This window comes from Parafannyhessea umbonata (genome assembly GCF_900105025.1).
In the GTDB taxonomy this organism is placed as follows: Bacteria; Actinomycetota; Coriobacteriia; order Coriobacteriales; family Atopobiaceae; genus Parafannyhessea; species Parafannyhessea umbonata.
Genome location: NZ_LT629759.1, coordinates 1,617,840 through 1,642,335, shown reverse-complemented (window position 1 = coordinate 1,642,335; position 24,496 = coordinate 1,617,840). Strand labels below are relative to the sequence as shown.

The 24,496-nt window shown below is 67.2% G+C and carries 23 protein-coding genes; 17 read left to right on the top strand and 6 right to left on the bottom strand.

What is annotated here, in order from left to right:
- Positions 1 to 759, top strand: a complete 759-nt coding sequence (locus BLT96_RS07445) for a mechanosensitive ion channel family protein (RefSeq protein WP_090863149.1) — start codon at positions 1 to 3, stop codon at positions 757 to 759.
- 46 nt (positions 760 to 805) lie between these two features.
- A complete protein-coding gene (locus BLT96_RS07440) occupies positions 806 to 1,504 on the top strand; it encodes a 5'-methylthioadenosine/adenosylhomocysteine nucleosidase (protein ID WP_090846384.1) in 699 nt (232 codons plus the stop codon).
- Positions 1,505 to 1,539: 35 nt separating this feature from the next.
- Here the strand turns inward: BLT96_RS07440 and deoD are convergent, their stop codons facing one another.
- The 4 genes from deoD to BLT96_RS07420 all read right to left on the bottom strand — a co-directional run bounded on the left by deoD (position 1,540) and on the right by BLT96_RS07420 (position 5,141).
- A complete protein-coding gene (deoD, locus tag BLT96_RS07435) occupies positions 1,540 to 2,262 on the bottom strand; it encodes a purine-nucleoside phosphorylase (RefSeq protein WP_090863146.1) in 723 nt (240 codons plus the stop codon).
- 51 nt (positions 2,263 to 2,313) lie between these two features.
- On the bottom strand, positions 2,314 to 3,435 hold the full coding sequence (gene mtnA, locus BLT96_RS07430) for an S-methyl-5-thioribose-1-phosphate isomerase (protein WP_090863143.1): 1,122 nt from the start codon (positions 3,433 to 3,435) through the stop codon (positions 2,314 to 2,316).
- A 61-nt stretch (positions 3,436 to 3,496) separates the two neighbouring features.
- Positions 3,497 to 4,201 (bottom strand): class II aldolase/adducin family protein, encoded by a 705-nt coding sequence (locus BLT96_RS07425; RefSeq protein WP_090863140.1) that lies wholly within the window; start codon positions 4,199 to 4,201, stop codon positions 3,497 to 3,499.
- Positions 4,202 to 4,268: 67 nt separating this feature from the next.
- Positions 4,269 to 5,141: a DegV family protein gene (locus BLT96_RS07420; protein ID WP_090863137.1), complete on the bottom strand. Its 873-nt coding sequence runs from the start codon at positions 5,139 to 5,141 to the stop codon at positions 4,269 to 4,271.
- A gap of 367 nt (positions 5,142 to 5,508) precedes the next feature.
- On the opposite strand from BLT96_RS07420, the gene nhaA reads away from it, so the two are divergent.
- Positions 5,509 to 6,993 (top strand): Na+/H+ antiporter NhaA, encoded by a 1,485-nt coding sequence (gene nhaA, locus BLT96_RS07415; RefSeq protein ID WP_090864278.1) that lies wholly within the window; start codon positions 5,509 to 5,511, stop codon positions 6,991 to 6,993.
- 101 nt (positions 6,994 to 7,094) lie between these two features.
- On the opposite strand, the gene BLT96_RS07410 is transcribed toward nhaA, so the two are convergent.
- Positions 7,095 to 8,363 (bottom strand): SPFH domain-containing protein, encoded by a 1,269-nt coding sequence (locus BLT96_RS07410; RefSeq protein ID WP_090863134.1) that lies wholly within the window; start codon positions 8,361 to 8,363, stop codon positions 7,095 to 7,097.
- Positions 8,364 to 8,565: 202 nt separating this feature from the next.
- Here BLT96_RS07410 and BLT96_RS07405 point away from each other — a divergent pair, with 202 nt between their 5' ends.
- The 5 genes from BLT96_RS07405 to BLT96_RS07390 all read left to right on the top strand — a co-directional run bounded on the left by BLT96_RS07405 (position 8,566) and on the right by BLT96_RS07390 (position 13,393).
- Positions 8,566 to 10,398 carry a hypothetical protein gene (locus tag BLT96_RS07405; protein ID WP_090863131.1) on the top strand — a complete coding sequence of 611 codons (1,833 nt, stop codon included), beginning with the start codon at positions 8,566 to 8,568 and terminating at the stop codon, positions 10,396 to 10,398.
- The gene (locus tag BLT96_RS07400; protein ID WP_157692193.1) at positions 10,395 to 11,885 is read left to right on the top strand and encodes a sensor histidine kinase; all 1,491 of its coding nucleotides are present in this window, start codon (positions 10,395 to 10,397) and stop codon (positions 11,883 to 11,885) included. Before BLT96_RS07405 ends, BLT96_RS07400 begins: the two co-directional genes overlap by 4 nt.
- A complete protein-coding gene (locus BLT96_RS07395) occupies positions 11,882 to 12,316 on the top strand; it encodes a response regulator (RefSeq protein WP_245719248.1) in 435 nt (144 codons plus the stop codon). Before BLT96_RS07400 ends, BLT96_RS07395 begins: the two co-directional genes overlap by 4 nt.
- A complete protein-coding gene (locus BLT96_RS10810) occupies positions 12,292 to 12,501 on the top strand; it encodes a response regulator transcription factor (protein ID WP_245719247.1) in 210 nt (69 codons plus the stop codon). Before BLT96_RS07395 ends, BLT96_RS10810 begins: the two co-directional genes overlap by 25 nt.
- A 157-nt stretch (positions 12,502 to 12,658) precedes the next feature.
- Positions 12,659 to 13,393 (top strand): DUF4428 domain-containing protein, encoded by a 735-nt coding sequence (locus BLT96_RS07390; RefSeq protein WP_090863125.1) that lies wholly within the window; start codon positions 12,659 to 12,661, stop codon positions 13,391 to 13,393.
- 280 nt (positions 13,394 to 13,673) lie between these two features.
- On the opposite strand, the gene BLT96_RS07385 is transcribed toward BLT96_RS07390, so the two are convergent.
- A complete protein-coding gene (locus BLT96_RS07385; RefSeq protein ID WP_090863123.1) occupies positions 13,674 to 13,952 on the bottom strand; it encodes a hypothetical protein in 279 nt (92 codons plus the stop codon).
- Between the two features lie 140 nt (positions 13,953 to 14,092).
- On the opposite strand from BLT96_RS07385, the gene BLT96_RS07380 reads away from it, so the two are divergent.
- From BLT96_RS07380 to BLT96_RS07340, 9 genes are all read left to right on the top strand, one after another.
- The gene (locus tag BLT96_RS07380) at positions 14,093 to 15,379 is read left to right on the top strand and encodes an aspartate aminotransferase type Ic (RefSeq protein ID WP_090863120.1); all 1,287 of its coding nucleotides are present in this window, start codon (positions 14,093 to 14,095) and stop codon (positions 15,377 to 15,379) included.
- Between the two features lie 129 nt (positions 15,380 to 15,508).
- The gene (locus tag BLT96_RS07375; protein ID WP_090863116.1) at positions 15,509 to 16,462 is read left to right on the top strand and encodes a tetratricopeptide repeat protein; all 954 of its coding nucleotides are present in this window, start codon (positions 15,509 to 15,511) and stop codon (positions 16,460 to 16,462) included.
- An 18-nt stretch (positions 16,463 to 16,480) separates the two neighbouring features.
- Positions 16,481 to 16,786 carry an STAS domain-containing protein gene (locus BLT96_RS07370; protein ID WP_090846370.1) on the top strand — a complete coding sequence of 102 codons (306 nt, stop codon included), beginning with the start codon at positions 16,481 to 16,483 and terminating at the stop codon, positions 16,784 to 16,786.
- 40 nt (positions 16,787 to 16,826) lie between these two features.
- Positions 16,827 to 17,477, top strand: coding sequence for a Sec-independent protein translocase subunit TatA/TatB (locus BLT96_RS10895; protein ID WP_090863113.1), 651 nt, complete (start codon positions 16,827 to 16,829; stop codon positions 17,475 to 17,477).
- Positions 17,477 to 18,280, top strand: a complete 804-nt coding sequence (tatC, locus tag BLT96_RS07360) for a twin-arginine translocase subunit TatC (RefSeq protein WP_090863110.1) — start codon at positions 17,477 to 17,479, stop codon at positions 18,278 to 18,280. The genes BLT96_RS10895 and tatC overlap by 1 nt, the downstream gene beginning before the upstream one ends.
- A 167-nt stretch (positions 18,281 to 18,447) precedes the next feature.
- Positions 18,448 to 21,063: a DNA topoisomerase I gene (locus BLT96_RS07355; RefSeq protein WP_090863107.1), complete on the top strand. Its 2,616-nt coding sequence runs from the start codon at positions 18,448 to 18,450 to the stop codon at positions 21,061 to 21,063.
- A gap of 11 nt (positions 21,064 to 21,074) precedes the next feature.
- On the top strand, positions 21,075 to 21,764 hold the full coding sequence (gene tmk, locus BLT96_RS07350; RefSeq protein WP_245719246.1) for a dTMP kinase: 690 nt from the start codon (positions 21,075 to 21,077) through the stop codon (positions 21,762 to 21,764).
- Entirely contained in the window at positions 21,757 to 22,914 is a 1,158-nt protein-coding gene (locus BLT96_RS07345) for a DNA polymerase III subunit (protein WP_090863101.1), read from the top strand. Before tmk ends, BLT96_RS07345 begins: the two co-directional genes overlap by 8 nt.
- Positions 22,899 to 24,494 (top strand): regulatory iron-sulfur-containing complex subunit RicT, encoded by a 1,596-nt coding sequence (locus BLT96_RS07340; RefSeq protein WP_090863098.1) that lies wholly within the window; start codon positions 22,899 to 22,901, stop codon positions 24,492 to 24,494. Before BLT96_RS07345 ends, BLT96_RS07340 begins: the two co-directional genes overlap by 16 nt.
- Positions 24,495 to 24,496: the final 2 nt, after the last annotated feature.

Sequence of the window (24,496 nt, the reverse complement as noted above, 5' to 3'; positions counted from 1 at the left end):
ATGGATTGGGCAACGGTTGTGTGGAAGGTCGTGTACCTGGCCGTGGCTGCCGTGGTGACGCTTGTGGTTGACCGCGGCGTCACCCGCGTGGCCAGGCGCGTGCTGGACGCGTCCTCCATACCGTCCGCGTCGATCTTCGTGAACATCATCCGCGGCGTGATCTGGGCGTTTGGGCTGCTGAGTGTGCTGGAGCCCGTGTTTGGCATCAAGGCGACGGCGTTCGTGGCCGCCTTGGGCGTCACGTCCGTCGTGCTGTCATTTGGCCTGCAGGACACGGTGTCGAACGTGTTCAGCGGGCTGGGGCTCATGCTGGGCAAGGTGGTGCAGCCGGGCGACTACGTGTCCGTTGGCGGGTTCGAGGGCTTCGTGACGGACGTGAACTGGCGCAGCACCATCGTGCACGACCGTCTGGGAAACGACCAGGTCATCCCCAACAGCGTGCTGAACAAGACCGCGTTCACGCGCAAGGGGGCCTCGTCGCTGGGCTGCTGCGGCGTGGACGTGCTGGTGCGCCCCGACGCGGACCTTACGAGCGTGAGCGAGGAGGTCAGGCGCCTGGCGACGGAGGCCTTGGGCGAGCTTGCGGACGACGCGTTCGAGGTGGGCGTGACGTTTTCCGGCTTCGACGCGTACGGCACCCGCGGCACGGTGTGGCTGCACGTGAGGCCGGACGTGGCGTTTGGTACGGCTCAGGACCGCGTCACGCGCGTGCTGCAGGGAAGGCCGTGGCTGGCGGACGCGACAGGCGCGCGGGAGTAAAAAACGAGGGCCGCGGGGCGCGCTTCGCGGCAGACGGGGAGAGAACATGAAACTTGGAATCATTGGCGCCATGGACGTCGAGGTGGAGCACCTGCGTGGCAAGGTGGTCGACCCCACGCGCGTGAAGGTGGCCGGCATGGCGTTTGACGACGGCACGATCGGCGGCACGCCGGTGACCGTGGTGAAGTGCGGCGTGGGCAAGGTGGACGCCGCGGTATGCGCCCAGGTGCTCATCGAGCGCTTTGGCGCGGAAGCCATCATCAACACCGGCGTCGCGGGATCGCTGGACGCGCGCCTGAACATAGGCGACGTGCTGGTGTCCACGGACGCCGTACACCACGACGTGGACGCGACGAACTTTGGCTACGCGCCCGGCGAGGTGCCGAGCCTGGGCATCACGTACTTTCCCGCGGACGAGCGCCTGCGCAAGGCCGCCGAGGACGCCGTGCGCGCCGTGGCGCCGGACGTGGCGTGCGTGGAGGGACGCGTGGCGTCCGGCGACCAGTTTGTGCGCACGCAGGGCGAGAAGGACCGCATCCGCACGACGTTTGGCGCGAGCTGCGTCGAGATGGAGGGTGCGAGCATCGCCCAGACCGCGTGGCTGAACGACGTGCCGTACGTGATCGTGCGCGCCATAAGCGACAAGGCGGACGGGACCGCCGAGGTGGAGTACCCCGTGTTCGAGGCGCAGGCGGCCGAGCACTGCGCGAAGATCGTGAGCCACATGGTGGCGCACCTGTCGTAGGTGCGCCGGTCGGCCCCGTGCCTTGGGGTGAGACGCTACGCGTAGTTGAGCGCGGTCTCCAGCGAGGCCTCCATCATGTTGGTGAAGCTCTTCTCGCGCTCGTCCGCGCTCAGCGACTCGCCCGTGAAGAACGTGTCCGACACGGACAGGATGGACACGGCCTTCTTGTGGCTGGTCTGGGCCTCGATGTAGAGGCCCGCCGTCTCCATCTCGACGCAAAGCAGGCCGAGGTCGCGGTAGCGTGCCGGCGCGTCCTCGCGCGGGTTGTAGAACACGTCGGAGCTCACGACCTGGCCCACCTGGTAGCCGTAGCCCAGGCGCTCGCACGCCGCGACGGCGTCGCGCAGCATGTCCCAGCTCGCGGTGGGGGCCAGCTTGACGGGGGAGTCGTACAGGCTCGCGATGGAGGAGTTCGTGGCCGCGCTCTGCGCGATCACGATGTCGCCGGCGTGGAGGTCGTCCTGCAGGCCGCCCGTGGTGCCAACGCGGACGATGGCGTCCACGCCGACCTGCGTGTACAGCTCGTGCGCGTACAGGCACATGCTGGGGATGCCCATGCCGGAGCCCATGACGCTCACGCGCCTGCCCTTGTACGTGCCCGTGTAGCCCAGCATGTTGCGGACGTCGTTGAACAGGACGGGCGCCTCGAGGTAGTGCTCGGCGATGAACTTGGCGCGCAGCGGGTCGCCGGGCATGAGGACGACCTTCGCGACGTCTTCCTTGTTGCAGCGGATGCAGGCTGATGCGGTCTCGAACATGGGGGATTCCTCTCGCTTGTGGATGTCGGTTGCGGGCTGGCCGGGCGGTCGCTACTCGAAGAGCGCCGCGAGGCTCTGGGTGTACGGGGGACGGCAGATGCCCTTCTCGGTCACGATGGCCGTGATCAGGCTGTGGTCCGTCACGTCGAACGCGGGGTTGTAGCACTTGACCTCGGGCAGCGCCTTGGGCTGTGCGTAGAACATGGTCTTGATCTCGTCCGGGTCGCGCTGCTCGATCTTGATGTCGTCGCCGGTGGGGCAGTCGCGGTCGATGGTGGACGTGGGTCCCAGCACGTAGAACGGGATGCCGTAGTGCGCGGCCAGGATCGCGACGCCCGAGGTGCCGATCTTGTTCGCGGCGTCGCCGTTCATGGCGACGCGGTCGCAGCCGACCATGCACGCCTGCACCCAGCCGTTCTTCATCACGATGGACGCCATGTTGTCGCAGATGAGCGTGACGTCGATCCCGGCGCGGCTAAGCTCGTAGCTCGTGAGGCGCGCGCCCTGCAGCAGCGGTCGCGTCTCGTCCGCAAACACGCGCACGCGCTTGCCGTGGTCGTGCGCGTAGTACAGCGGCCCCTGGCCCGTGCCATAGCCCAGGCACGCGAGCGGGCCGGCGTTGCAGTGCGTGAGCACGCCGTCCCCGTCCTTAAGCAGGCTTGCGCCCAGTCGGCTGATCTCCTCCGACATCGCGAGGTCCTCGCGGTGGATGGCGACGGCCTCGTCGCGGAGAAGGCCGACGATGCCGGCCGGGTCCTCTCCCTGGTGCGCGAGCGTCACGCCGTGCATGCGGCTGAGCGCCCACGAGAGGTTCACCGCCGTGGGGCGCGAGGAGTTGAGGTAGGCGCGCTGGCGCTCCATGGCGGAGGCGAACTCCTCGTAGCCGGCGGCGCGGGCGGCCTCCTGGCGGGCGAGCACGTAGTAGCAGTAGCCGGCGCACACGCCAATTGCCGGCGCGCCGCGCACCTTGAGCTGGAAGATGGCGTCGTACATGTCCTTCGCGTCCGCGAGCTCGAGGTACTCGAGCCTGTTGGGCAGAAGCGTCTGGTCGATTATCACGACCGCGCCCCCGTCCGCCCTCAGCTCCACCGCGTCCACGTTGGTGACGCCGCTCGTGGCGGTCTGCGTCGCAGCCGCCTCCGGCGTCGCCGGCTCTGGCCCTTCCTCTGCCATGGTTGTCACGCCCTTCTCGTCTGGTCCTTATCGTTTTGTCCCTATTGTTTGGTTCGAAATCCTATGCGTTGGCGCCCGTTGTGCCGCTGTCGCTTGCGGTCGCGTCGTCGCGATGCGCCGCGCGCTGGCGATAGAATGCGCGCAGCCGCTCCAGGTGCGCGACGTCCTCCGGCGCAAGCGGCACGCCGCCGCCCAGGTCGTGCACGGCCTTGTAGATCTTCGCGCTGTGCTCGATCGTCTCCATGAGGTCGAACGCCGCCCAGACGTCGCCGCCCCAGGCGACCGCGCCGTGGTTTGCAAGGAGCACGCCGTTGTAATCGTGGACGAACGGCATGAGGCTTTGCGGCACCTCGTCGGTGGAGAGCATCGCGAAGTCGGTCACGGGTATCTTGCCGAAGTTGAGCACGAGTTCGGGCAGGTAGGGCTCCGCGAGCTCGCGGCGGCAGATGGCGAACGCCGTGGCGAAGACCGGGTGCGCGTGGACGACGGCACGCACGTCCGGGCGGGCGCGGTACACGGCAAGGTGCATCTTGACCTCGGACGAGGGGAAGCGCCCGGACGCGTCGCCCGGAAGCACGTTGCCGTCCAGGTCGCAGCGCACGAGCATGCCCGGCTCCATGCGCCCCTTGCTCACGCCCGATGGCGTGACGACGACCTCGTTCTCGCCAACGCGCACGGAGATGTTTCCGTCGTTGGACGCGACGTAACCGCGGTCGTACAGGAGCTTTCCGACCTCGCAGATGTCTGCGCGCACGTCCTTTCCCATGGAGCCTCCCAAAGGTCTGTCGAGAAAAACGAGCGTGCCGGCGTGTGGGGGCGCCGGCACGTGTCAGCTAGAAGTCGAGTTCGGCGTTTTGCACGCCCATGCCAGCCATCTCTGGCCCAGTGTGCACCAGGAGGTCCGCGGAGAGGTCATGCCTCTGGACGCTCTCCACGTTGGGGACGGCTGCGCGCAGCTTCTGCTCGAGGGCATCGTACAGGTCGCGCGTGGTGGACGAGCAGCAGATGGCAAGACGGGCCCGCTTGTACTGGCGCGCCCTGTCCGCAACGAGCGAGACCATGGTGTCGAGCGCGCGGTCCCAGCCGCGGGCCTTCTTGGCGATGGTGTAGTAGCCCTCGTCGTCGCAGGTGAGGACCGGCTTTATGTTCAGCACGGAGCCGATGCGGTAGATGTGGCCGTTGATGCGGCCGCCCTTGTACAGGAAGTCCAACGACTTGACTGCAAAGAACACGTTGGACTGCTGCGCGACGGAATCGAGCCTGCTTAGGAGCTGCTCGAACGGTACGCCGGCTTCGACCATCTGCACGGTGCGCTCGACGACCATGCCCGCGACCATGCCGATGGAGCGCGTGTCCACCACGATGGTGGGGAAGTCCTCCATCTGGCCCGCGACCATGTGGGCGGTCTGGTTCGTGGCGGAGAGCGCGCTCGCGATGGTGACGACGACGGCCTTTTGGTAGCCGTCGGCGCGTGCCTGCTCGAGCGTCGTCTGAATCTGGTGGGGGGAGGGGAGCGACGTCTTGGGAATCTCCGTCGCGAGGCGACGGGTAACCTCGTCCGCCGTGATGTCCACGCCGCTCTGGAACGAGGTGCCGTCCGCATAGTTGATGTGCAGCGGCATGACCCTCACGTCGTGCTCGCGGCAGAACTCCGCCGGGGTGTCCGTGCCAGAGTCGGTGATGACTGCGATGCGCTGGTCGTTCATGGTTTCCTCCGACATCTGGCGCAAATGCGCCCCCGTCTGGCCCCCTCGCGCGGGCCCTCCCGTGCGCCGCGCCGCGTCCTCGCGATGTGCGGCGTGCGTGCACCTACTATAGTTCCCGTTTCCGTCCGCGTGCAAACAACGTCCCGGGAACTGCCATGGGAACGCGCCCTTCTCGCCCGGCGCACACGCGCGTGCGCCTCTGCCCAAGTTCGCGTCGCATGGCATGTCGCTTGCGGAAAGCCTTGGAGGAGCTTTGTTATCGGGGGGCGACCGGCGAGGGGACGGTTGCGGGTAACGTATCTTTATGTATGTGTCCCGCGAGGCGCGGGCCGCGACCGTTAACGTCGACCTCGAAGAGAAAGCGAACATGGTGCAGAGCAAAGCATCCAGGCCCGGCCAGAAGACGAGTGACGCGAAGGGGAGGAGGGGACGCGTGGTCCGCAAGAGCGTGATAATCCGCGAGCCCGCGGTCGTGCGACGGCGCGACCAGAAGAACGCGCTCGAGAAGGTGACGTCGAACGGCACGATCGCCGCCGCCGTCATGGTTGGCGCTGCCCTGCTTGCCGTGATCGTCGCGAACTCCGGGGCGTACGAGGCGGTGCATCACTTCCTCGGGACGCCGCTCGAGCTCAGGATCGGCCCCGTCGTTGCGGGAATCTCGTTCGAGGGGTTCGTGAACGACTTCCTGATGGCACTGTTCTTCCTGCTCGTGGGCATAGAGCTGAAGTACGAGATGACCGTGGGACAGCTGCGCAGGCCCCGCCAGGCGATGCTTCCCATGCTGGCCGCGGTGGGTGGCGTCGCGTTTCCCGCTATCATCTACCTGGCGTTCAACCATGCGGGCGCCCCGCACGGATGGGCGATTCCCATTGCGACGGACATCGCGTTCGCGCTGGGCGTGATGTCGCTTCTGGGTGACCGCGTCGCCCCGGAGACGAAGGTGTTCTTCCAGACGCTCGCCATCGCGGACGACATCCTCGCGATCGTGGTGCTTGCGCTGTTCTACGGGCAGACGCCGGACATCGCGTGGATCGCGGCCTCGCTCATCGCGGTGATGCTGCTTGCGACGCTGTCCCGAGCCCGCGTGTACTCGGTCAAGCCGTACATGGTGGTGGGCCTGCTGCTGTGGGTGTGCATGTACAACAGCGGCATCCACGCGACGCTTGCCGGTGTCATCCTGGCGTTCTTCCTGCCCGCGAAGTCCGACATCCGTCTCTCTAACCTGGGGGACTGGCTGCAGGAGAAGGCCGCGATGCTGGACGACGACTACGACGACGGCACGCACGTCCTGGGCCAGCACGACTTCACGGCGTCCGCGAACCGCGTGGAGAAGATCATCCACCACGTGACCCCGCCCCTGCAGCGCGTGGAGCGCAACCTCTCCACGACGGTGAACTTCCTGATCCTGCCGCTCTTCGCGTTTACGAACGCGCAGGTGAGGCTGGTGGGCGTCGACCTGGGCAGCATCGTGCTCGATCCCGTTACCCAGGGCGCCTACCTGGGCGCCGTGCTCGGAAAGCCGCTCGGCATCATCCTGGTGACGCTCCTGCTCGTGAAGATCGGCTTCGCGAAGCTTCCCCACAACGTGACGTGGGACCAGATAATTGCCGTCGGCATCATGGGCGGCATGGGGTTCACCATGTCCATCCTCATCGCGGGCCTGGCGTTTCCGCAGGCGCACGAGATCCTTGCGGCCAAGTGTGCGATTCTCGCCGGGTCCATTACGTCGGGCGTGCTGGGCATCGTCTTCGTGAGGGTGCACGACGCCGTCGTCAACGGGACGCTGCTTGGCTCGGACGACGAGGACGACGCCGAGAGCGAGATGGAGGACCAGGTGGAGGACATCAACTAACCGCCGAGAAGCGCATGGCTTTCTTGTGGAAGCCACATGCTGGGATGAGGCGCCCACCGGCTTGCGCATGCCGGTGGGCGCCCTTCTCTCAAGATGGGTGCCTAGGGGCGAGGGCTTCCGCAGTTGCCGCAGAACCGGCCGGTGTTCTGGGCACCGCACGAGCAGGTCCACGGCCCGCCTTCAGGCTGCGGCCTTGGGCTGCCGCAGTTGCCGCAGAAGCGCCCCGTGTTCTGGGCGCCACACGAGCAGGTCCAGGTGCCTTGGGCCGCTCCAGCTGCGGCGCCCGTCGCCACGCCGGGGGCCTGCCCGCCTGCCTGCGGCGGCATTCCGCCTGCCGGCCTGCCTCCGGAGCCCATCCCGTAGAGGTCCTGCATGCTCACGCCCCCACCCATGGCGTTGGCCATCCCCATGCCCATGAAGCCGACGGCCGCGCCCGCGCCGTTGGACGCCGCCATGCGCATGGCGTCCGCCTGCGATGCCGCGAGGTTCGCCGCCGCCATCGTGGGGTCTCTCATCACCGCGGCCCTCTGCAGCTCCTTGATCATGGCCTCGTCCTCGGGCGACGCCGCGATGGAGTTCACGCCAAACGCCGCCACCTCGATGCCGCGCATCTGCCCCCATGACTCGGACAGCTCCGCGTTGAGCGCCTGGGCCAGCTCCCTCGTGTGCGCAGGTACCGCCGAGTAGCGCACGCCCATGGCGGATATGCGCGCGAACGCCGGCTGCAGTGCCGTGAGCAGCTCGCTCTTGAGCTGAGAGTCGATGTTGTTGCGCAGGTACGGCTCCTCGACGTTGCCGCACACGTTCTTGTAGAACATGAGCGGGTCGACGATCCGGTACGAGTACTCGCCGTTGCAGCGCACGGCGATGTCCACGTCCAGCCCGATGTTGTTGTCGACCACGCGGAAGGGCACGGGCGTCGCCGTCCCGTACTTGTTGCCCACGATCTCCTTGGAGTTGAAGAAGTAGACGCGCTGGTCCTTGCCCGTGTCACCGCCAAACGAGAAGCGCGTGCCCACGCGCTCGAACGACGCTCGTATCCGCTCGCCGAGCGTGCCCCCCTCGCCAAAGAACAGGCTCGGCTCCGTCGAGCTGTCGAACACGAACTCTCCTGGCTCGCCGCACGCCTCCACCACGGCGCCCTGCTCCACGATGATCATGTACTGTCCCTCGTTCACGGCGATGACGGAGCCGTTCGAGATGATGTTGTCCTCGCCGAGGGTGTTTGACGAGCGTCCCTGGGAGGACGTCCTCTTGTGTCCCTTTGCCACAAGGGTGTTCGCGTCAAGCGAGTCGCAGTAGAAGTACTCACGCCAGGAATCGGCAAGAACCCCACCCGCGGCACCCATTCCAGCCCTTAGCAGTCCCATGGTCCACGCTCCTTCGTCGTCGTGCTCGTCGGGCGCGCATGCCCTCACCATCAGGGTGATTCGTACGTCCCAACTGCGGAACCACCGAACGTCCCAAAACGCCTGTCGAACGTTGGCCGCGTGACCCAAAGCGCCGAGCGCGGCGCAACTAGAATGAGCGTATGGACTGCCGTTGGAGGTGCGAGCGAGAGGGGACGCCCGCTTGAGCAGGTCTGACGACACGCAGGTGCGAAAGGTCGTCGCCGGCGCGTGCGCCGGTGGCGCCGTCCTGTGCCTCGCCCTTCTCGCCATGCAGGCGTTTGGCAGCGCGCCCCCGCCCGAGCCGGGCAGCGCCAGGTTCACGCTCGGGCCGCTCTTTTGGCCATCGGGCGCCTACAACGTGGTGCCATCCTCCACCTCGGGACTCATGATCCTCATGGCTCCTGCCGCGGCTGCCTGGGGCTTCTCGGTCCACGTGCGGTGCTCTGACGCGCAGATTCGCCACTGCCTCAAGGGCGTTGCCCTGCTCGTTGGCCTGTGGATGCTGAACGTGATCCTCAAGTACCGCTATCCCATCGACGACCCCCAGCTCATAGCCCTCCTCTGGTACCTCTACTACGTGCCGATGACGCTTATCCCGCTGCTGTGCCTGCTGTGCGCCCTGCGCGCGTCCGCTCTGGACGCCAGGCCCTGGGCACGCCTCCTCAGGCGCGCTGCCTGGGCACTAAGCATCGCGATCATCGCCCTGGTGCTTACGAACAGCGTCCACCTGCAGGTCTTCTCGCTCGACATCTCAAGGCCAGACTGGCAGGATGCCTACGCCTACAACTGGGGATACTGTCTGGCGGTCGCGGTCTACGTTGCGGAGTACCTGGGATTTTTCGCCTTTCTCTTCGTTGCGTCGCGCCGGAGGCTGCACGGGGCCATCGCGCTCCTCCTTATGGCGGCGCTTCCGTTTGGCGCCTACTGCCTCATGTACGTCCTGCGCCACGAGTTCGCCGTCAGGACGAACTTCTCGCTCAACTACTGTCTGGTAGTCGTGGCGCTCCTTGAGCTTGCACTGGACTTTGGCCTCCTGCCGTCGTACTCGTGGTACGACGAGGCGTTCTCGCGTCTGCCCCTCGACCTCAAGGTCCTTGCGAGGGACGGCTCGGTCGCCTTCGCGACAAACGTGGCGGGTCCGATGCCCGCCCCCGTGCTCGACCTTGCGCTGCGGGTCGCGCGGTCGCAGGTGCGAGAGAGGGTCACGAGAGTCAGGACCTCCGCCATCCCGCACGCGCTGTTCAAGGTCTACGGCGTAAGCGGCGGGGCGGCGCTTCTCACCGAGGACGTGGCGCCCCTGGACGAGCGGCACCGCGTGCTTGCCGAGCGCCAGGAGCGCCTGCGCAGAAGCAACGAGGTCCTTCGGCACGAGAGCAGCCTCCGCCACGAGCTGTGGCGCCTCGAGAGCGAGCGGCGCCTGCTCGCGAGCGTGGAGGGGTCCATCTCGGACAAGGTCGGCCGCATGCGCGAGCTCCTTGCCACGCTGCCAAAGGGAGGCGATGCGGCTGACCGCGCGCGAAGGAGGGATATGCTCACCGAGGTCAAGCTTCTCGTCGCCTACTGCAAGCGGAAGGGCGCGCTCGTGCTCTCCGAAAGGAGCGACCCGGAGTTCGACCGCGACCGCCTGCAGCTCGTCTTTAACGAGACGGCCTCCGACCTGCGCTCCATCGGTGTCGACTGCGCGGCGGCGGTCAGCCTGGAGAGCGAACTTCCGGCCACCGTGGTGAGCGTGCTCTACGACTGCCTGTACGACGTGGCGTCCGTCGCCCTCTTTGCCATCGACCCCATCCTCATGATCTTCGTGAGTGGGGACGAGAAGGGCGTGGGCATGCGGGCGGCGCTCGATGCGGCATGGGTGGATGCGGCGCGTCTGGAGGCCGCGGCGTCGAGCCTGCGAGAAGACCTTGCTGACTCTGGCGGAAGCCTCTCCCTCCAGCTGTCCCCAACCTCGCTGAACGCGGCAGTTCGCGTTCGCGTGGGTGGCGTCGTCCGGCAGGGAGGTGGTGCGTCGTGAGCCATCTCTTCTTGATGAGGGCGTCCACGCTCATGGTGGTCTGCGGGGTCTCGTACCTCCTTGCCGCCGGTCAGACCATCCACACGTGCTTTGCCACGGTGCGGCGGGACGGCAGGTTGCGCTGGCTCCGCGTCTGGTACGAGGCCATGCTCGCCGTCCACCTGCTCTTCGTGTGCGCCGTCTCGAACTCTGCCATGGAGAACCAGGGGGCAATCCTCCTGTGGCTGCATCCCGTGCTCCTTGGCGTGGAGTCGCTGCTCTGGGCAAACGCCCTCGCCGCCGTGCTGGGAGCCGTCTGCGCCGCCTGCCTGCGTCGCCCCTGGATGCTTGCGGAGGTGGCGCTTCTCGCCTGCTGCACGCCGCCGGCCATCGCGGCCGTGGGGGAGGGCGCTTCGCTGCTGCTGATAGCCGACGTGTCGTTCTTCACGGCGCGCGTCCTGGCGGTGCTGGTGCTCGACGAGCGCAAAAGCAGGGCATCGGTCACGCGGCTCTCCCTCATCGATGCGCTGGACGCCCTGCCCGACGGCGTTATGTGGATGAACCAGGGGTGCGAGGTGCTCTTCATGAACGACGCCATGCGCGAGGTCCTGAAGCGCATGGGGTTGTCGACGGACCTCGCGGACGCCCACGGCCTGTGGCAGAGCCTCGAGGGGCGGGCGCGGGAGGTGGCGGACGACCGGCTGCTTGTCGACGTGGATAGCGGGATGACCTGCCTCTTCGTGCGCGACAGGGCACGGCTGCGCAGGACGCCGTGCGATCGCGTGATGGCGCTCGACGTGACGGAGGAAGTGGCGACCAACGCTCGCTTGGAGAGCGTCAACCGGCTCCTCGAGGCTGCGAACGAAGAGTTGCGTGCGTCGATGCTGCAGGTGCGCAAGGTGGCGGAGGCGGAGGTGCTCATGCGGATGAGGGCGCGCGTCCACGACACCATCGGCTCGCGCCTCTCGATACTCCATCGATACCTGGAGGACGACCGCGACGACCCGGAGGCGCTTGAGAGGATAACCGGGCTTCTGAACGGGATCGTGGACGACCTTGCCGAGAAGGACCTGCCCTCCGCACGTGCGGGCCTGGAGTCCATCCGCAGCGCGTTCTCGCTCGTGGGCGTGGAGGTGCGACTCGTGGGCGAGCTTCCGGAGGACGAGGCCGTTGCCCGCGCGTTCGTCGAGATAGCCCTCGAGGCGGTGACCAACGCCGCGAAGCACGCCCAGGCGCGGCGCGTGGACGTGAGGATCTGTCGGGGTCCCGGTGGCGCGGCGTCGCTGGCCGTGACCAACGACGGCTGCGTGCCGGAGGGGATCGTCGAGGGGACGGGCATCCCCGGCATGAGGCGGGTGGCGGCCGCCGTTGGCGCCACGCTTGCCGTGAGCGTCGGGCCGCCCTTCTCCGTCGAGGTAACACTTCTGCCGAGCGGAGCCGGCGCGGGGTCGGTGGGGCAAGACGCCGCATTCGCCATTGAAACCAAGGATGAAGGGGGGCGCGCATGATTCGCATCGTGCTCGTGGAGGACCAGGCGATGCTTCGGGACTCGCTCGTCTGCACCATCAACGCGCAGCAGGACATGGAGGTCGTGGCGGCTTTCGCCAACGCCGCGGACGCCCTGGAGGCGACGCGTCGCACCGGCGCCACCTGCGCACTTCTCGACGTGTGCACCGAGAACGACTCGAGCGGCATCGTGGCGGCCCGCCTCATCAAGGAGGAGATGCCGGACGTGCGGGTGGTCATCATGACCGGCCTTCCGGAGATCACCTTCGTGGATGGTGCGCGAAAGGCGGGCGTGGACAGCTTCGTGTACAAGAACGTTGGGACCGGCGAGCTCCTTGGCATCATTCGGTCGACCATGGAGGGCTACTCGACCTTCCCCTGGCGAAGCAGCGCATCATCCCCGACGGCGTGGAGCTTTCCCAAGTCGAGATAGACATCCTGCGCCTGGTGTGCGAGTCCAAGACCAGAAAGGAGATAGCTGCGGAGCTCTACCTGAGCGAGGGGACGGTCAAGCGGCACATCTCCGAGATTCTTGCCAAGACCGGCTACGACAACATCCTGCGCCTTGCGGTGCACGCCGTCTCGAACGGCCTGATTGTTCCCGGCATGAAGGGATGAGGGGAGGGCGAGACCCCGCGACGTTTGGACTTCGCGTCGTGCCCCGTGGCTCTGGATGGGCCGCGGGGCACTTCTGTGCGAGGCGTGCTCGCGACACAATCTGTGATGACAGGTGTAGGGGCGAGAAACCCCAGGGGGATGGAAGGGAGCGGCGACCATGGGACTGTTCGGGAAGATGTTCGAGAAGAAGACCTGCAGCATCTGCGGTGGCGAGATTGGGCTACTCGGTAATCGCAAGCTCGAGGACGGCAACCTCTGCAAAGAGTGCGCAAGGAAGCTCTCGCCGTTCTTCAGCGACAGGCGGCGCTCCACGGTCGAGCAGATACGCGAGCAGCTGGACTGGCGCGAGGCAAACAGGGAGCGCGTATCCGCCTTCAACGTCACGCGCACGCTTGGCTGCGACACGAAGGTGCTCCTGGACGAGGACGCAAGTCGCTTCCTGGTGACATCGGCCTCGCGCTGGCGCGAGGCAAATCCGGACGTGCTGGACTTCTCGCAGGTGACGGGCTGTGACACCGAGACGCGCGAGACCCGCACCGAGCTCCGCCGGAAGGACAAGGACGGCACGGAGCACAGCTACGACCCGCCTCGCTACGACGTGGACTACGACGTGTACGTGACCATACACGTGAACGTGCCCTACTACGACTCGATCACGTTCAAGGTGAACGACTACCGGATCGAGGAGCGCAACTCGGTGGAGTTCCGCGAGGCCGAGCGACAGGCAAGCGAGATTCGCGAGGCGCTTACGCAGCTGCGCGAGGGCGAGCGCGAGAAGGTCGCTGCGGCCTCGGCGCCAAAGACGGCGCGTACCTGCCCGTTCTGCGGTGCGACGACCATTCCGGACGCGAACGGCCGCTGCGAGTACTGCGGCGGCGCGATGGGCGCATAGGCGTTGCGGTTGTGAGGAACGGCGCCGAGATGCCTCGGGCGCCGTTCAAGAGACTCGCAGGAGGCTCTGTAGGAACACGTGAGGGGAAACAAGGCCGAAAGTGGCTCTACCAAAACCGACGGAGGCTCCTCAAGCAGCTAGTCGCGCCGATTGTCTGAGTGTTCAGGCCGCGCTCCAACAGATGCGATCCTGAGTGCGGCAAAGGGGTTCCCTTGCGTCGCCCCGGGTTAGCGTGCACCGCTACGCACGCGCCCGGGGTGACGTGCCTCACGAGCGGGGCCTACGATACGGTGCCGTGGGTGTATCCCCATCCATGCGCGGTGAGTATGGAGTTCAGCTGGTTGCAGAGTGCGTGACGGCCATACCTGCCACCGGGCAGGAGGTCTATCACCTCGAGCAGGTCCTCGCTCAGATCGTCTATCTGCGCGCGCTCGATGGCGTCGAGCTTGCCCACCATGCGCGCGGGCTCGTTCTCGAAGAGCTCGTCGACCAGTCTCTGCAAGTCCCCGAACTCGGGTGCCTGGGTGCCGCCGGGCCACGTCTGTTCGCTCTTCTCCAAGGTCTCCGCCTCCGGTTGTCGGTGTCCTTCGCGACGCCCATAGGGTGAATGTGTCTTGCCATATTATTACTGTATATGACCGCGCGCGCACACGGGGATATACTCTCCTGTTAGTTGCACACCTGAACCTAGGAGCCACCATGGCAAACATCTACCAGCAAATGGAATCAGAAGAGCTAGACGCCACCATCGAGGAGCTCGAGCGCGAGGCGGCAGACCTCAAGGCACAGAACCTGGCACTCGACATGGCCCGCGGCAAGCCCTCGCCGGAGCAGACGGCGCTCGCTCGCCCGATGCTGGACGTCCTCAACTCGTCCACGCCGCTCGTCGACGGAAACGCGATCGTGGACAACTACGGCACGCCGGAGGGCCTGCCCTCCGCCCGTCGCCTTGCCGCAGAGATCCTCGGCGTCGATGCGGAGAACGTCGTCGTCAACGGATCCTCGAGCCTGAACCTCATGCATGACCTCGTGACGCACGGCTTCACGAACGGCGTCGCGGGCAACAAGCCCTTCTACCAGCAGGGCGAGGTCAAGTGGCTCTGCCCGGCCCCCGGCTACGACCGCCACTTCAGCGTCACCGCGCACCTCGGCATCAAGAACGTCCCCATCCCCATGCTCGAGGATGGGCCGGACATGGACATGGTCCAGCGCCTCGTCGAGGGCGACCCCTCCGTCAAGGGCATCTGGTGCGTGCCAAAGTACGCTAACCCCACGGGCATCACGTACTCCGACGAGGTCGTCCGCCGCTTCGCGCAGCTCCAGCCCGCGGCGCCCGACTTCCGCATCTACTGGGACAACGCCTACTGCGTGCACGCCTTTGGCGAGAAGGACGACAACCTCCTCAACATCTTCGACGCGCTCAAGGAGGCCGGCAACACCGACCTCGTCTACGAGTTCGGCTCAACGGCGAAGGTCACCTTCCCCAGCTCGGGCATCGCGTTCGTCGCGGCCAGCAAGGCCGACATCACGGAGATCCGCAAGGCGTTCGCGGTCGAGCGCGTGAGCTCCGAGAAGTTCTCCCAGCTTGCGCACGTGCTCTTCCTGAAGGACCTCGACGGCGTCAAGGCCCACATGCGCAAGCACGCCGCGATCGTCGGCCCCCGCTTCGCGCTTGTGGAGCAGAAGCTGACGGACGGCCTTGGCCAGACCGGCGTCGCCACGTGGACCCACCCGCACGGCGGGTACTTCGTCTCGTTCGACGGCCCGAAGGGCTCGGCGCGCAAGACCGTCGCGCTCATGGCCGAGCTCGGCGTGAAGCTCACGCCGGCCGGTGCCACCTGGCCGTACGGAGACGACCCGAACGACTCCAACATCCGCATCGCGCCGACCTACCCCTCGCTCGAGGACCTCGGCAAGGCGCTGGACGTCTTCGTGGTCGCGGTGAAGCTCGTGTCCGCAAGGCTCGCGCGCGAGTCGCGCGCCTAGCGGCGCAACTCGCGTCTCTCGCACACAGAACAGTCATTAGTTTCTGTAGAATGGGCAATTGCGTCCGCCCACGGGCGTTGGTTTGTCTCGCCCGCGCCTTGCGGCGTGGTTGTCGAAAGGGTTCGTTCGATGTCTAGCTCGGGAAAGCACAACAGCAAGCGCCTCGCACGCGCAAAGGTCAAGCCGACGGAGGGCTCCGCCACGGGTGAGAAGGACTCCCGTCCCGCCCCCAAGAAGAAGACCCCGGCGCAGGTCAGGGCCGATCGCAAGAAGCGCGTCACGAGCATCGTGATCATCGTGTTCGCGGTCATCATGGCCGTTTCCATGATGATGCCGTCCTGTTCGGCAATCGTCGGCAACAACCAGGCGAGCGAGAGCGCCAAGAAGGAGAGCACCTCGTCTAATAAGGACGACTCCTCCAGCTCTTCCCAAAAGGACGACTCCAGCTCCTCGAGCTCCAAGACCGCCTCGACGTCGGACTCCCTCAAGAAGCTCGACTCATCGTACGAGGAGTCGCTCGCCTCCCTCCAGAGGCGCCTCAAGAAGAACCCCAAGGACCTCGCCGCCCTGCTGAACCTCGGCAACGGCTACATGTCGTGGGGCTACCAGGCAGCGTCGCTCGCAACGACCGACGCCGACAAGACGCACGTGAATGACATCCTTGGCAAGGCGATCGACTACTTCGACCAGTACCTCGAGTTGAACGATTCCGATACGGTGAAGGTGAACCGCGCGCTCTGCCAGTTCTACCAGGGCGACACCGATGCCGCGCTCCAAGCGCTGCAGAAGGTGACCGAGGACTCGCCCAAGTTCCCGCTTGGCTGGGCGAACCTGGGCATGGTGTACGAGTCAAAGGGTCAGACGGGCAACGCGCAGGCGGCGTACAAGAAGGCCGAGAAGACGGACCCGAAGGACAGCTACGGCGCAAAGTCGTTCGCGGAGCAGCGCCTCTCTGCCATCGAGTCCGCGGCGAGCTCCTCTGCCAACGGAGCGAGCTCCACGACGGGAACCACCTCAGGAACCTCGGGCCAGGGACTCTCCGGCGCACTCGGAGGCATCGGGCTCTCCGGCTCGGGCAACTAAGAGAAGGAAACGAATCACATGGAAATCTTGACTACCCAGGCCGAAAACGGCCGCAGGCTGCAGGTCACGGGCGAGGTGGACGTGTCGAACGCCTCGAAGCTCCGCGACGCCATCGACGAGCTCCTTAACCAGGGGGTGCCGTCCATCGACGTCGACCTCTCTCAGGTGAGCTACATCGACTCGACCGGCATCGGCGTCCTCGTGGGCGCGGTGCACCGTGCGTCTGACGCTGGCCTCTCGCTTACCGCCTCGAACCCGCAGCGCAACGTCGCCCGCGTGCTCGACATGCTGGGCGTCAGTGGCGAGCTCGGTATAGGGGCCTAGTTCTTCTCGTCCGCGACGACGCACTTGGAGGTGTGCTTGCGTGTTTGGTATTGGTGAGACAGAGCTCGCCCTGATCTTGATCTTCGCGTTCCTGATCTTTGGGCCCGACAAGCTCCCTGGCATGGGCAGGACCATCGGTCGCATGCTCAGGCAGTTCCGCGAGGCCCAGGAGGGATTCACCGAGGTCGTCCAGACCGAGGTCATGGACCCGCTCAACAACGCGATGAACGAGCCGCAGACCGAGGACGAGAAGAAGCGCAGCTCCGCGCGGGCGGCCGCGATGGACGAGGACGCGGACATCGAGTCCGGCGTAGACGGTGCGGCTCCCCGGCGCGAGACGTTCGCCGAGCGCCGCGAGCGCCTGGCGCGCGAGCGTGCCGCCGCAGAGCAGGAGGCCGCGACGGCCGCAGACTCCGCGGGCGAGAAGGACGTGGACTCCGATTCCGACGTGGACTCCGACGCGGATGTCGACGCGCCCCAGGCTTCCGCCGGCGAGAAGGACGAGGAGCCTTCCTCCGAGTCCGCCGCCCCTGCAAGGAGCGTCGCGTCGCTGTACGCCATGAAGGGCACGCGCAAGGCGAAGCCCGTCGCGAGGCCCGCGGACGAGGACGCCGACGGCGATGCCGACGCGAGCGTCGACTCTGACGCCGACGTCACCGCGAAGCCCGCCGCGAAGGGAGGGGAGGACTAATGCCCATCGGACCAGCGCGCATGCCGCTCATGGACCACCTCGGCGAGCTCAGGCGCCGCCTCACCATCATCGTCGTCTCGCTTGTGATTACGGCCATCGTGCTCTACAACGCGACGCCCGTCCTCATCGACTTCATCATGAACCCCATTCGCGAGGCGCTCCCGCATGGCTCCAAGCTCACGATTCTCACGGTGCTGGGCGGATTCACCATCCGCTTCAAGGTGGCGGTCTTCTTTGGCGCCATCGTATGCTCGCCCATCATCATCTGGGAGGTCATGGCGTTCTTCCTGCCCGCGCTCAAGAAGAACGAGCGCAAGTGGGTCATTCCGACGGTCGCGGCCATGGTCATCCTGTTCTACCTGGGCATGGCCTTCTGCTACCTCATCATCCAGAACGCGGCGGTCGGCTGGATGATCGACCAGTCGCGCGACTTCGCCAACATCGTGGCCAACGCGGAGGACTACATCAACATCATGATGCTGCTGGAGATCGGCTTCGGCATCGCGTTCCAGCTGCCGCTTGCGATCTTCTACCTCTCCGTGCTGCACCTCGTGCCGTATAAGACGTTCCGCGCGCAGTGGCGCTACATCTACGTCGGCCTCATGGTGCTCTCGGCCGTCGTGACGCCCGATGCCTCGCCCGTCACGATGGTCCTCATGTTCGCGGCACTCATCGGCTTGTACGAGGTTGCGCTCGCCATCGCCCGCTACGTGCTTGTTGCCCGCGACGGCAAGGAGTCCCTCAAGTGGACGCGCGAGGAGTACCAGGAGCACAAGTACGAGGAAGAGATGTCGAAGCTTTAGCGCCCGCCGCGCACAACGGCTCGCTAAGCGCTGATAATCTAGTGTTTTGCCACTACTGACCGACCGATGGGCGCCGCAAGGCGCCTTTCGGGTATAACGGCAAGACGCATGCCCCGCGCGCACGCGCGGTCGCACCGCAAGACGAAGACTCGAAACCGGGGGATAGATTGAAGCTCGTTGTTACCGAGAAGAACGATGCCGCCCAGCAGATAGCCCGCTTGCTCTCCACCGTGGGCAAGCCGGAGGCCGGCAAGGTGTACGACACTCCCGTCTACCGCTTCAAGCACGACGGGGAGGAGTGGGTCACCATAGGCCTGCGCGGTCACATCATGGCGCCCGACTTCGCCCACGAGCTGCACTACAGCAAGAAGGAGGGCTGGTGGGCCGTCACGGCGGAGGGCGAGGTCATCCCCGCGCACATTCCGGACGACCTTCCGCGCCCCCCGTATGAGACCAAGCGCAAGCCGTTTTTGAAGGACGGAATCGACATCAAGGGCTGGAAGGTGCCGAGCCTGCCGTACCTCGTGTGGGCCCCCATCGAAAAGGTCCCCGCCGAGAAGGGCATCATCCGCTCGCTCAAGAACCTCGCCGCGAAGGCGGACTCCATCGTGATCGGCACGGACTTCGACCGCGAGGGCGAGCTCATCGGCTCTGATGCGCTGCGCCAGATGCGCGAGGTCGCGCCCGACACGCCGGTGTCGCGTGCCCGCTACTCCGCGTTCACGAAGGCCGAGATCGACCATGCGTTCGCGAACCTCGTCGACCTCGACCAGGACCTTGCGGACGCTGGCGAGTCGCGCCAGTACATCGACCTCATCTGGGGCGCCGTGCTCACGCGCTACCTCACGATGGCGCGCTTCAGCGGCCTGGGCCACGTGCGCTCCGCCGGTCGCGTCCAGACCCCCACGCTCGCCCTTGTGGTGCAGAAGGAGCGCGAGCGCCAGGCGTTCGTGCCGGAGGACTACTGGGTGATTTCGGGCAGGATGGCGCCCGCGGGCGACTCGGACGAGTCCCACTCGTTCAAGACGACCCACGCCACGGCCCGCTTCAAGGAGAAGGCCGCGGCGGACCTTGCCTGGAGCCACGTCCGGGACGCCACCACGGCCACGGTCACGAACGTGGAGCGCAAGAGCCGCACCACGAGGCCGCCTGCACCGTTCAACACCACGTCGCTTCAGACGGCCGCCGCGGCGGAGGGCATCAGCCCGGCGCGCGCCATGCGCCTCGCGGAGTCGCTGTACATGGACGGCCTCATCTCGTATCCGCGCGTCGACAACACGGTGTACCCCAAGTCGCTCGACCTGCGCGACTGCGTGAGGACGCTCGCCCAGGTGCCAAACTACCGCCCGGTATGCAACGATCTTCTCGCCCTTCCCAAGCTCACGGCCACGCGCGGCAAGCAGGAGACCACGGACCACCCGCCCATCTATCCCACGGCGGCGGCCGACCCCGACCGCCTGGACGGCGCCGCGTGGAAGCTGTACAACCTCATCGCGCGGCGCTTCCTTGCGACGCTCATGGAGCCGTCCGTGAGCGAGAGCACCAAGTTCAGCTTCGACGTGAACGGCGAGCCGTTTGTCGCGTCCGGCACGGTGCTGGTGAAGCCGGGCTTCCGCCGCGCCTACCCGTTTGGCCTGCGCAAGGACGAGCAGCTGCCGCAGCTTGCCGTGGGCGACTCGTGCGACGTGAGCGACATGGCGCTCGAGGCGAAGCAGACGGAGCCGCCGGCGCGCTACAGCCAGGGCCGCCTGATCCAGGAGATGGAGAAGTGCAACCTGGGCACCAAGTCCACGCGCGCGAGCATCATCCAGCGCCTGTACGACGTGAAGTACCTGAAGAACGACCCCGTGGAGCCCAGCCAGCTTGGCATCGCCGTCATCGAGGCGCTCACGGAGTACGCGCCGCACATCACGAGCCCGGACATGACGGCCGAGCTCGAGAGCGACATGACGGAGGTCGCGCGCGGCGAGGAGACCCAGACCGAGGTCGTGGACCACTCGCGCGCGCTTCTGGCGAGCATGGTGGGGCCGCTCATCGAGCACAAGGACGATCTGGGCGAGGCTATCGCGGACGCGGTCACGGCCGACGCGAAGGTGGGCGTCTGTCCCAAGTGCGGCAAGGACCTCGTCATGAAGACCTCCGCGAAGAACCACTCTAGCTTCATAGGCTGCATGGGCTGGCCGGACTGCGACGTGACGTACCCGGTGCCCAAGGGCCGCGTGCAGGCCATAGAGGGCGAGAAGGGCGTGTGCCCCGTGTGCCACGCCCCGCGCGTAAAGGTGCAGCCGTTCCGCCAGCGCGCGTACGAGATCTGCGTGAACCCGGCGTGCCCCACGAACCGCGAGCCGGACGTGGTGGTGGGCGAGTGCGCGGCGTGCGCCGCGGCCGGCCGTCACGGCGACCTGGTGGCCCACAAGAGCGAGCGCACCGGCAAGCGCTTCATACGTTGCACCAACTACGAGGAGTGCGGCACGAGCTACCCGCTGCCCCAGCGCGGCGAGCTACACGCGACGGGCGAGGTGTGCCCGGAGTGCGGCGCCCCCATCGTGGAGGTGGTGACGCAGCGCGGCCCGTGGCGCATCTGCGTGAACATGGACTGCCCCGGCAGGAAGAAGAAGGAGGAGTCGAAGGCCGCGCGCGGTACGAAGCGCTCTGGCGCGAAGAAGGCGACCGCGAAGAAGACTGCCGCCAGGAAGACTACCGCGAAGAAGTCCACGGCGAAGAAGTCCACCGCGAGGAAGGCGCCTGCTAAGAAGACGACCGCCGCGGACTCCGAGGACTAGGGGTGCGGAGCATGGCTGACGTCCGGACCATGGCTGCGCCCGCAGGTCGGCGCGGCACGTTCATCTCGCTCGAGGGAATCGACGGCTGCGGAAAGTCCACGCAGGCGACGCTTCTGGCCGATCGCCTGGAGGCGGCGGGGCACGAGGTGGTGCGCCTGCGCGAGCCGGGAGGCACCGCCATAGGCGAGAAGATCAGGAAGATTCTGCTTGACCCCCAGAACGGGGCCATGGCAGACGAGTGCGAGCTGCTGCTGTACGAGGCCAGCCGCGCGCAGCTGGTGCGCGAGGTGGTCGCGCCGGCGCTCGCGCGCGGGGCCGTCGTGGTGTGCGACCGCTACCTGGACTCCACGTACGCCTATCAGGCGGGAGGACGCGGGCTCGATGCGTCGCTCGTCTCGCGCTGCAACGAGCTTGGCTCGTGCGGCGTGCTGCCGGATCGCACCTTGGTGCTGGACCTTGGCTGCGAGGACGCCCTTGCGCGCGCCACGGCCGGAGGGGCGGACCGCCTGGAGCAGGAGGGCATGCGCTTTCAGGAGCGCGTGCGCGCGGCGTACCTGCGGCTTGCGAAGGCGGAGCCCGCGCGCGTGCGCGTGGTGGACGCCGTCGGCTCGGTCGAGGACGTCGCGGGGCGCGTGGATGCGGCGCTTCGGGACGTGGTTGTGCCGTGCCGGTGCGGGGATGCGGGGGTCGCGCATGAGTAGCGGCCCCGCAAGACCGGGCGCACCGGCCGTGCCGAAGGTGCTGGCGGGACTTGCCCAGCAGCCGAGGGTGCAGGAGTTTCTCGCCGCGGCGATAGACGAGGGCAGGCTGAGTCACGCGTACCTGTTTCTGGGCGCGCCGGGCTCGGGCATGCTCGAGGCTGCGTATGCCGTGGCCCAGGCGCGCGTCTGCCCCAACGGGGGCGACGGCACGTGCGACGAGTGCATCCGCGTGGCGCACCGCACGCACCCGGACGTGCACTACCTGAGTCCGCAGAGCGTGACGGGCTACCTCGTGGGGCAGATCCGCGAGCTCATCGCGGACGTGGCGCTCGCGCCCATCCGCGCGGCTGGCAAGGTCTACATTCTGGACAACGCGGGGCTCCTGCGCGGAGCCGCGGCAAACGCGCTGCTCAAGACCCTCGAGGAGCCGCCCGACGGCGTCATGTTCATCCTCATTGCGCGCTCGGCGGCGTCCGTTCTGCCAACCATCGTCTCGCGCTGCCAGCAGATTCCGTTCCAGATCGTGAGCCCGGGCGCGGCGGAGCACGCGGTGGAGCTCATGAGCGGCATCGGCGGGGCGGAGGCGCGCATCGCACTGGCCGTGACCCACACGCCGGAGGCGGCGGCGCAGTTTCTGGCGTCCTCGGGCCGGCGCGAGGCGCGTCGCCTGGTGGTGCGCACGCTAGGCGAGCTTGCGCGCGACGACTCGTGGGACGTGCTGACGTCCGCCCGGCGGATCGTGGAGGCGGCCCGTGCGCCGCTTGCGGACGTGAAGAGTGAGCAGGAGGCGGCGCTGGGCGAGAGCGCGGACTACCTTGGCAAGGCGGCCATGCGTCAGGTGGAGGACTCCAACAAGCGCGAGCTCACCGCGCGCGAGCGTTCGGGTATGATGGAGACGATCGCCGCGGCGGACTCGCTCCTGAGGGACGTGCTGCTGCGCTGCGAGGGCGTCGGCGAGCCCATCGTGAACGAGGACGCCGCCGACATCGTGGACCGGCTTGCCGCCGGCACCACCACCGAGGGGGTCGTGCGCGCGCTTGCTGCAACCAGCCGCGCCGCGGACGACATATCCCATAACGTGACACCCCAGCTGGCCATCGAGGTCATGCTGCTTGGCGTGAAGGAGGCACTCTCATGCCCACCGTACTAGCGGTGAAGTTCAAATATGCGGCCCACGACCTGTGGTTTGATCCGGGAAGGACCGGCGCCCAGGAGGGCGACCACGTCATCTGCACCACGGAGCGCGGCCAGGAGATCGGCCTTGCGACCATGGATGCGCAGGAGGTCACCCCAGAGCGCCTGCGCGAGGTTATTGGCGAGGCCGGCAGGCTCCAGCCCGTGGTGCGCGTCGCGACCGACCAGGACCTCGCGCGCGCGGACATGCTGGCGCAGCGCGGGGACGAGGCCTTCCCCACGTTCAGCAGGCTTGCGCACGAGTCCGGTCTCGACATGAAGCCCGTGGGCGTCGAGTACCTGTTTGGCGGCGGCAAGGTCGTGTGCTACTTCTCGGCGGAGGACCGCGTAGACTTCCGCCAGCTGGTGCGCGACCTCTCGCGCGAGCTGCACGAGCGCGTGGACATGCGCCAGATAGGCGTACGCGAGGAGGCCGCCATCGTGGGCGGCTTTGGCCACTGCGGCCAGGAGCTGTGCTGCACGCGCTTTGGCAGGCGCTTCGAGCCGGTCTCGATCCGCATGGCAAAGGAGCAGGACCTGCCCCTCAACTCGTCCAAGATCTCCGGCGCGTGCGGACGGCTCATGTGCTGCCTGCGCTACGAGTTCGAGGCGTACCGCGACTTCAAGAGCCGCGCGCCCAAGCGCAACGCCGTGATCGACACGCCCCTGGGCAAGGCGAAGATCGTGGAGTACGACACCCCGAAGGAGCAGCTCTGCCTGCGCCTTGAGAACGGCAAGCAGGTCCGCGTCGCCCTTGCGGACATGGAGGCGTCACCGGCCGCGCACAAGAAGAGCGAGGAGCTGGGCTGCGCCTGCCGCCCCGACACCGTGACCCGCTCCGCGCTGGAGAAGCTGCAGTCCCCCGAGGTGCAGATGGCCCTGGCCGAGCTCGACCGCAAGAACGGCGTCGCCCCCGCGGAGACCTACGACGACTCCGACATCTTCGTCGAGTCGCGCCCGCGCAGGCGCCGCCGCTCCGGCGGACAGGCGCAGGACCCCGCGGCCGATGCCGCCCAGCGTCCGCGTCCCAAGCACGCGAAGTCCGCGCCGGAGGCCTCCGCTGACGGCGCCTCCGCCGACAAGGCGCCGCGCCGTCGCCGCCGCAAGAAGTCGGCGGAGGGAGAGGCACAGCCCCAGGACCGCACTCCGAAGAACGAGCGTCGCCAGGGCGAGAAGGACGCGGCCTCCCAGCCCCCGACCCGCTCGGGCGGCATGCATCGCCGTCGTCACCACCGCACGGCCGAGGGCGACGCCCCCTCCCAGGACGGGAGGACGCAGTCTCGTGCGGACGGCCAGGCTCGTCCCCAGAGGCAGAGGGGAGGGGCGCCAAGGCCTGAGGGCGGCAAGCGCCGCCGTCACCCTGGCGACCGCGGCGGCCAGCAGCCCGGCGACGGTGCCGGCAGTCAGCGCCCGCCTCGCGCGAAGGGCACGTCCCCGTCATCGGCCGAGGGCTCTGACAAGCCCAAGCGCCGCCGTCGCCATCGCGGCGGAGGCAAGCCGGGCGGAGACTCCTCCGCAAGGCCCTCCGACAACGGTCCCAAGCCGTCCTCAGAGTAGAG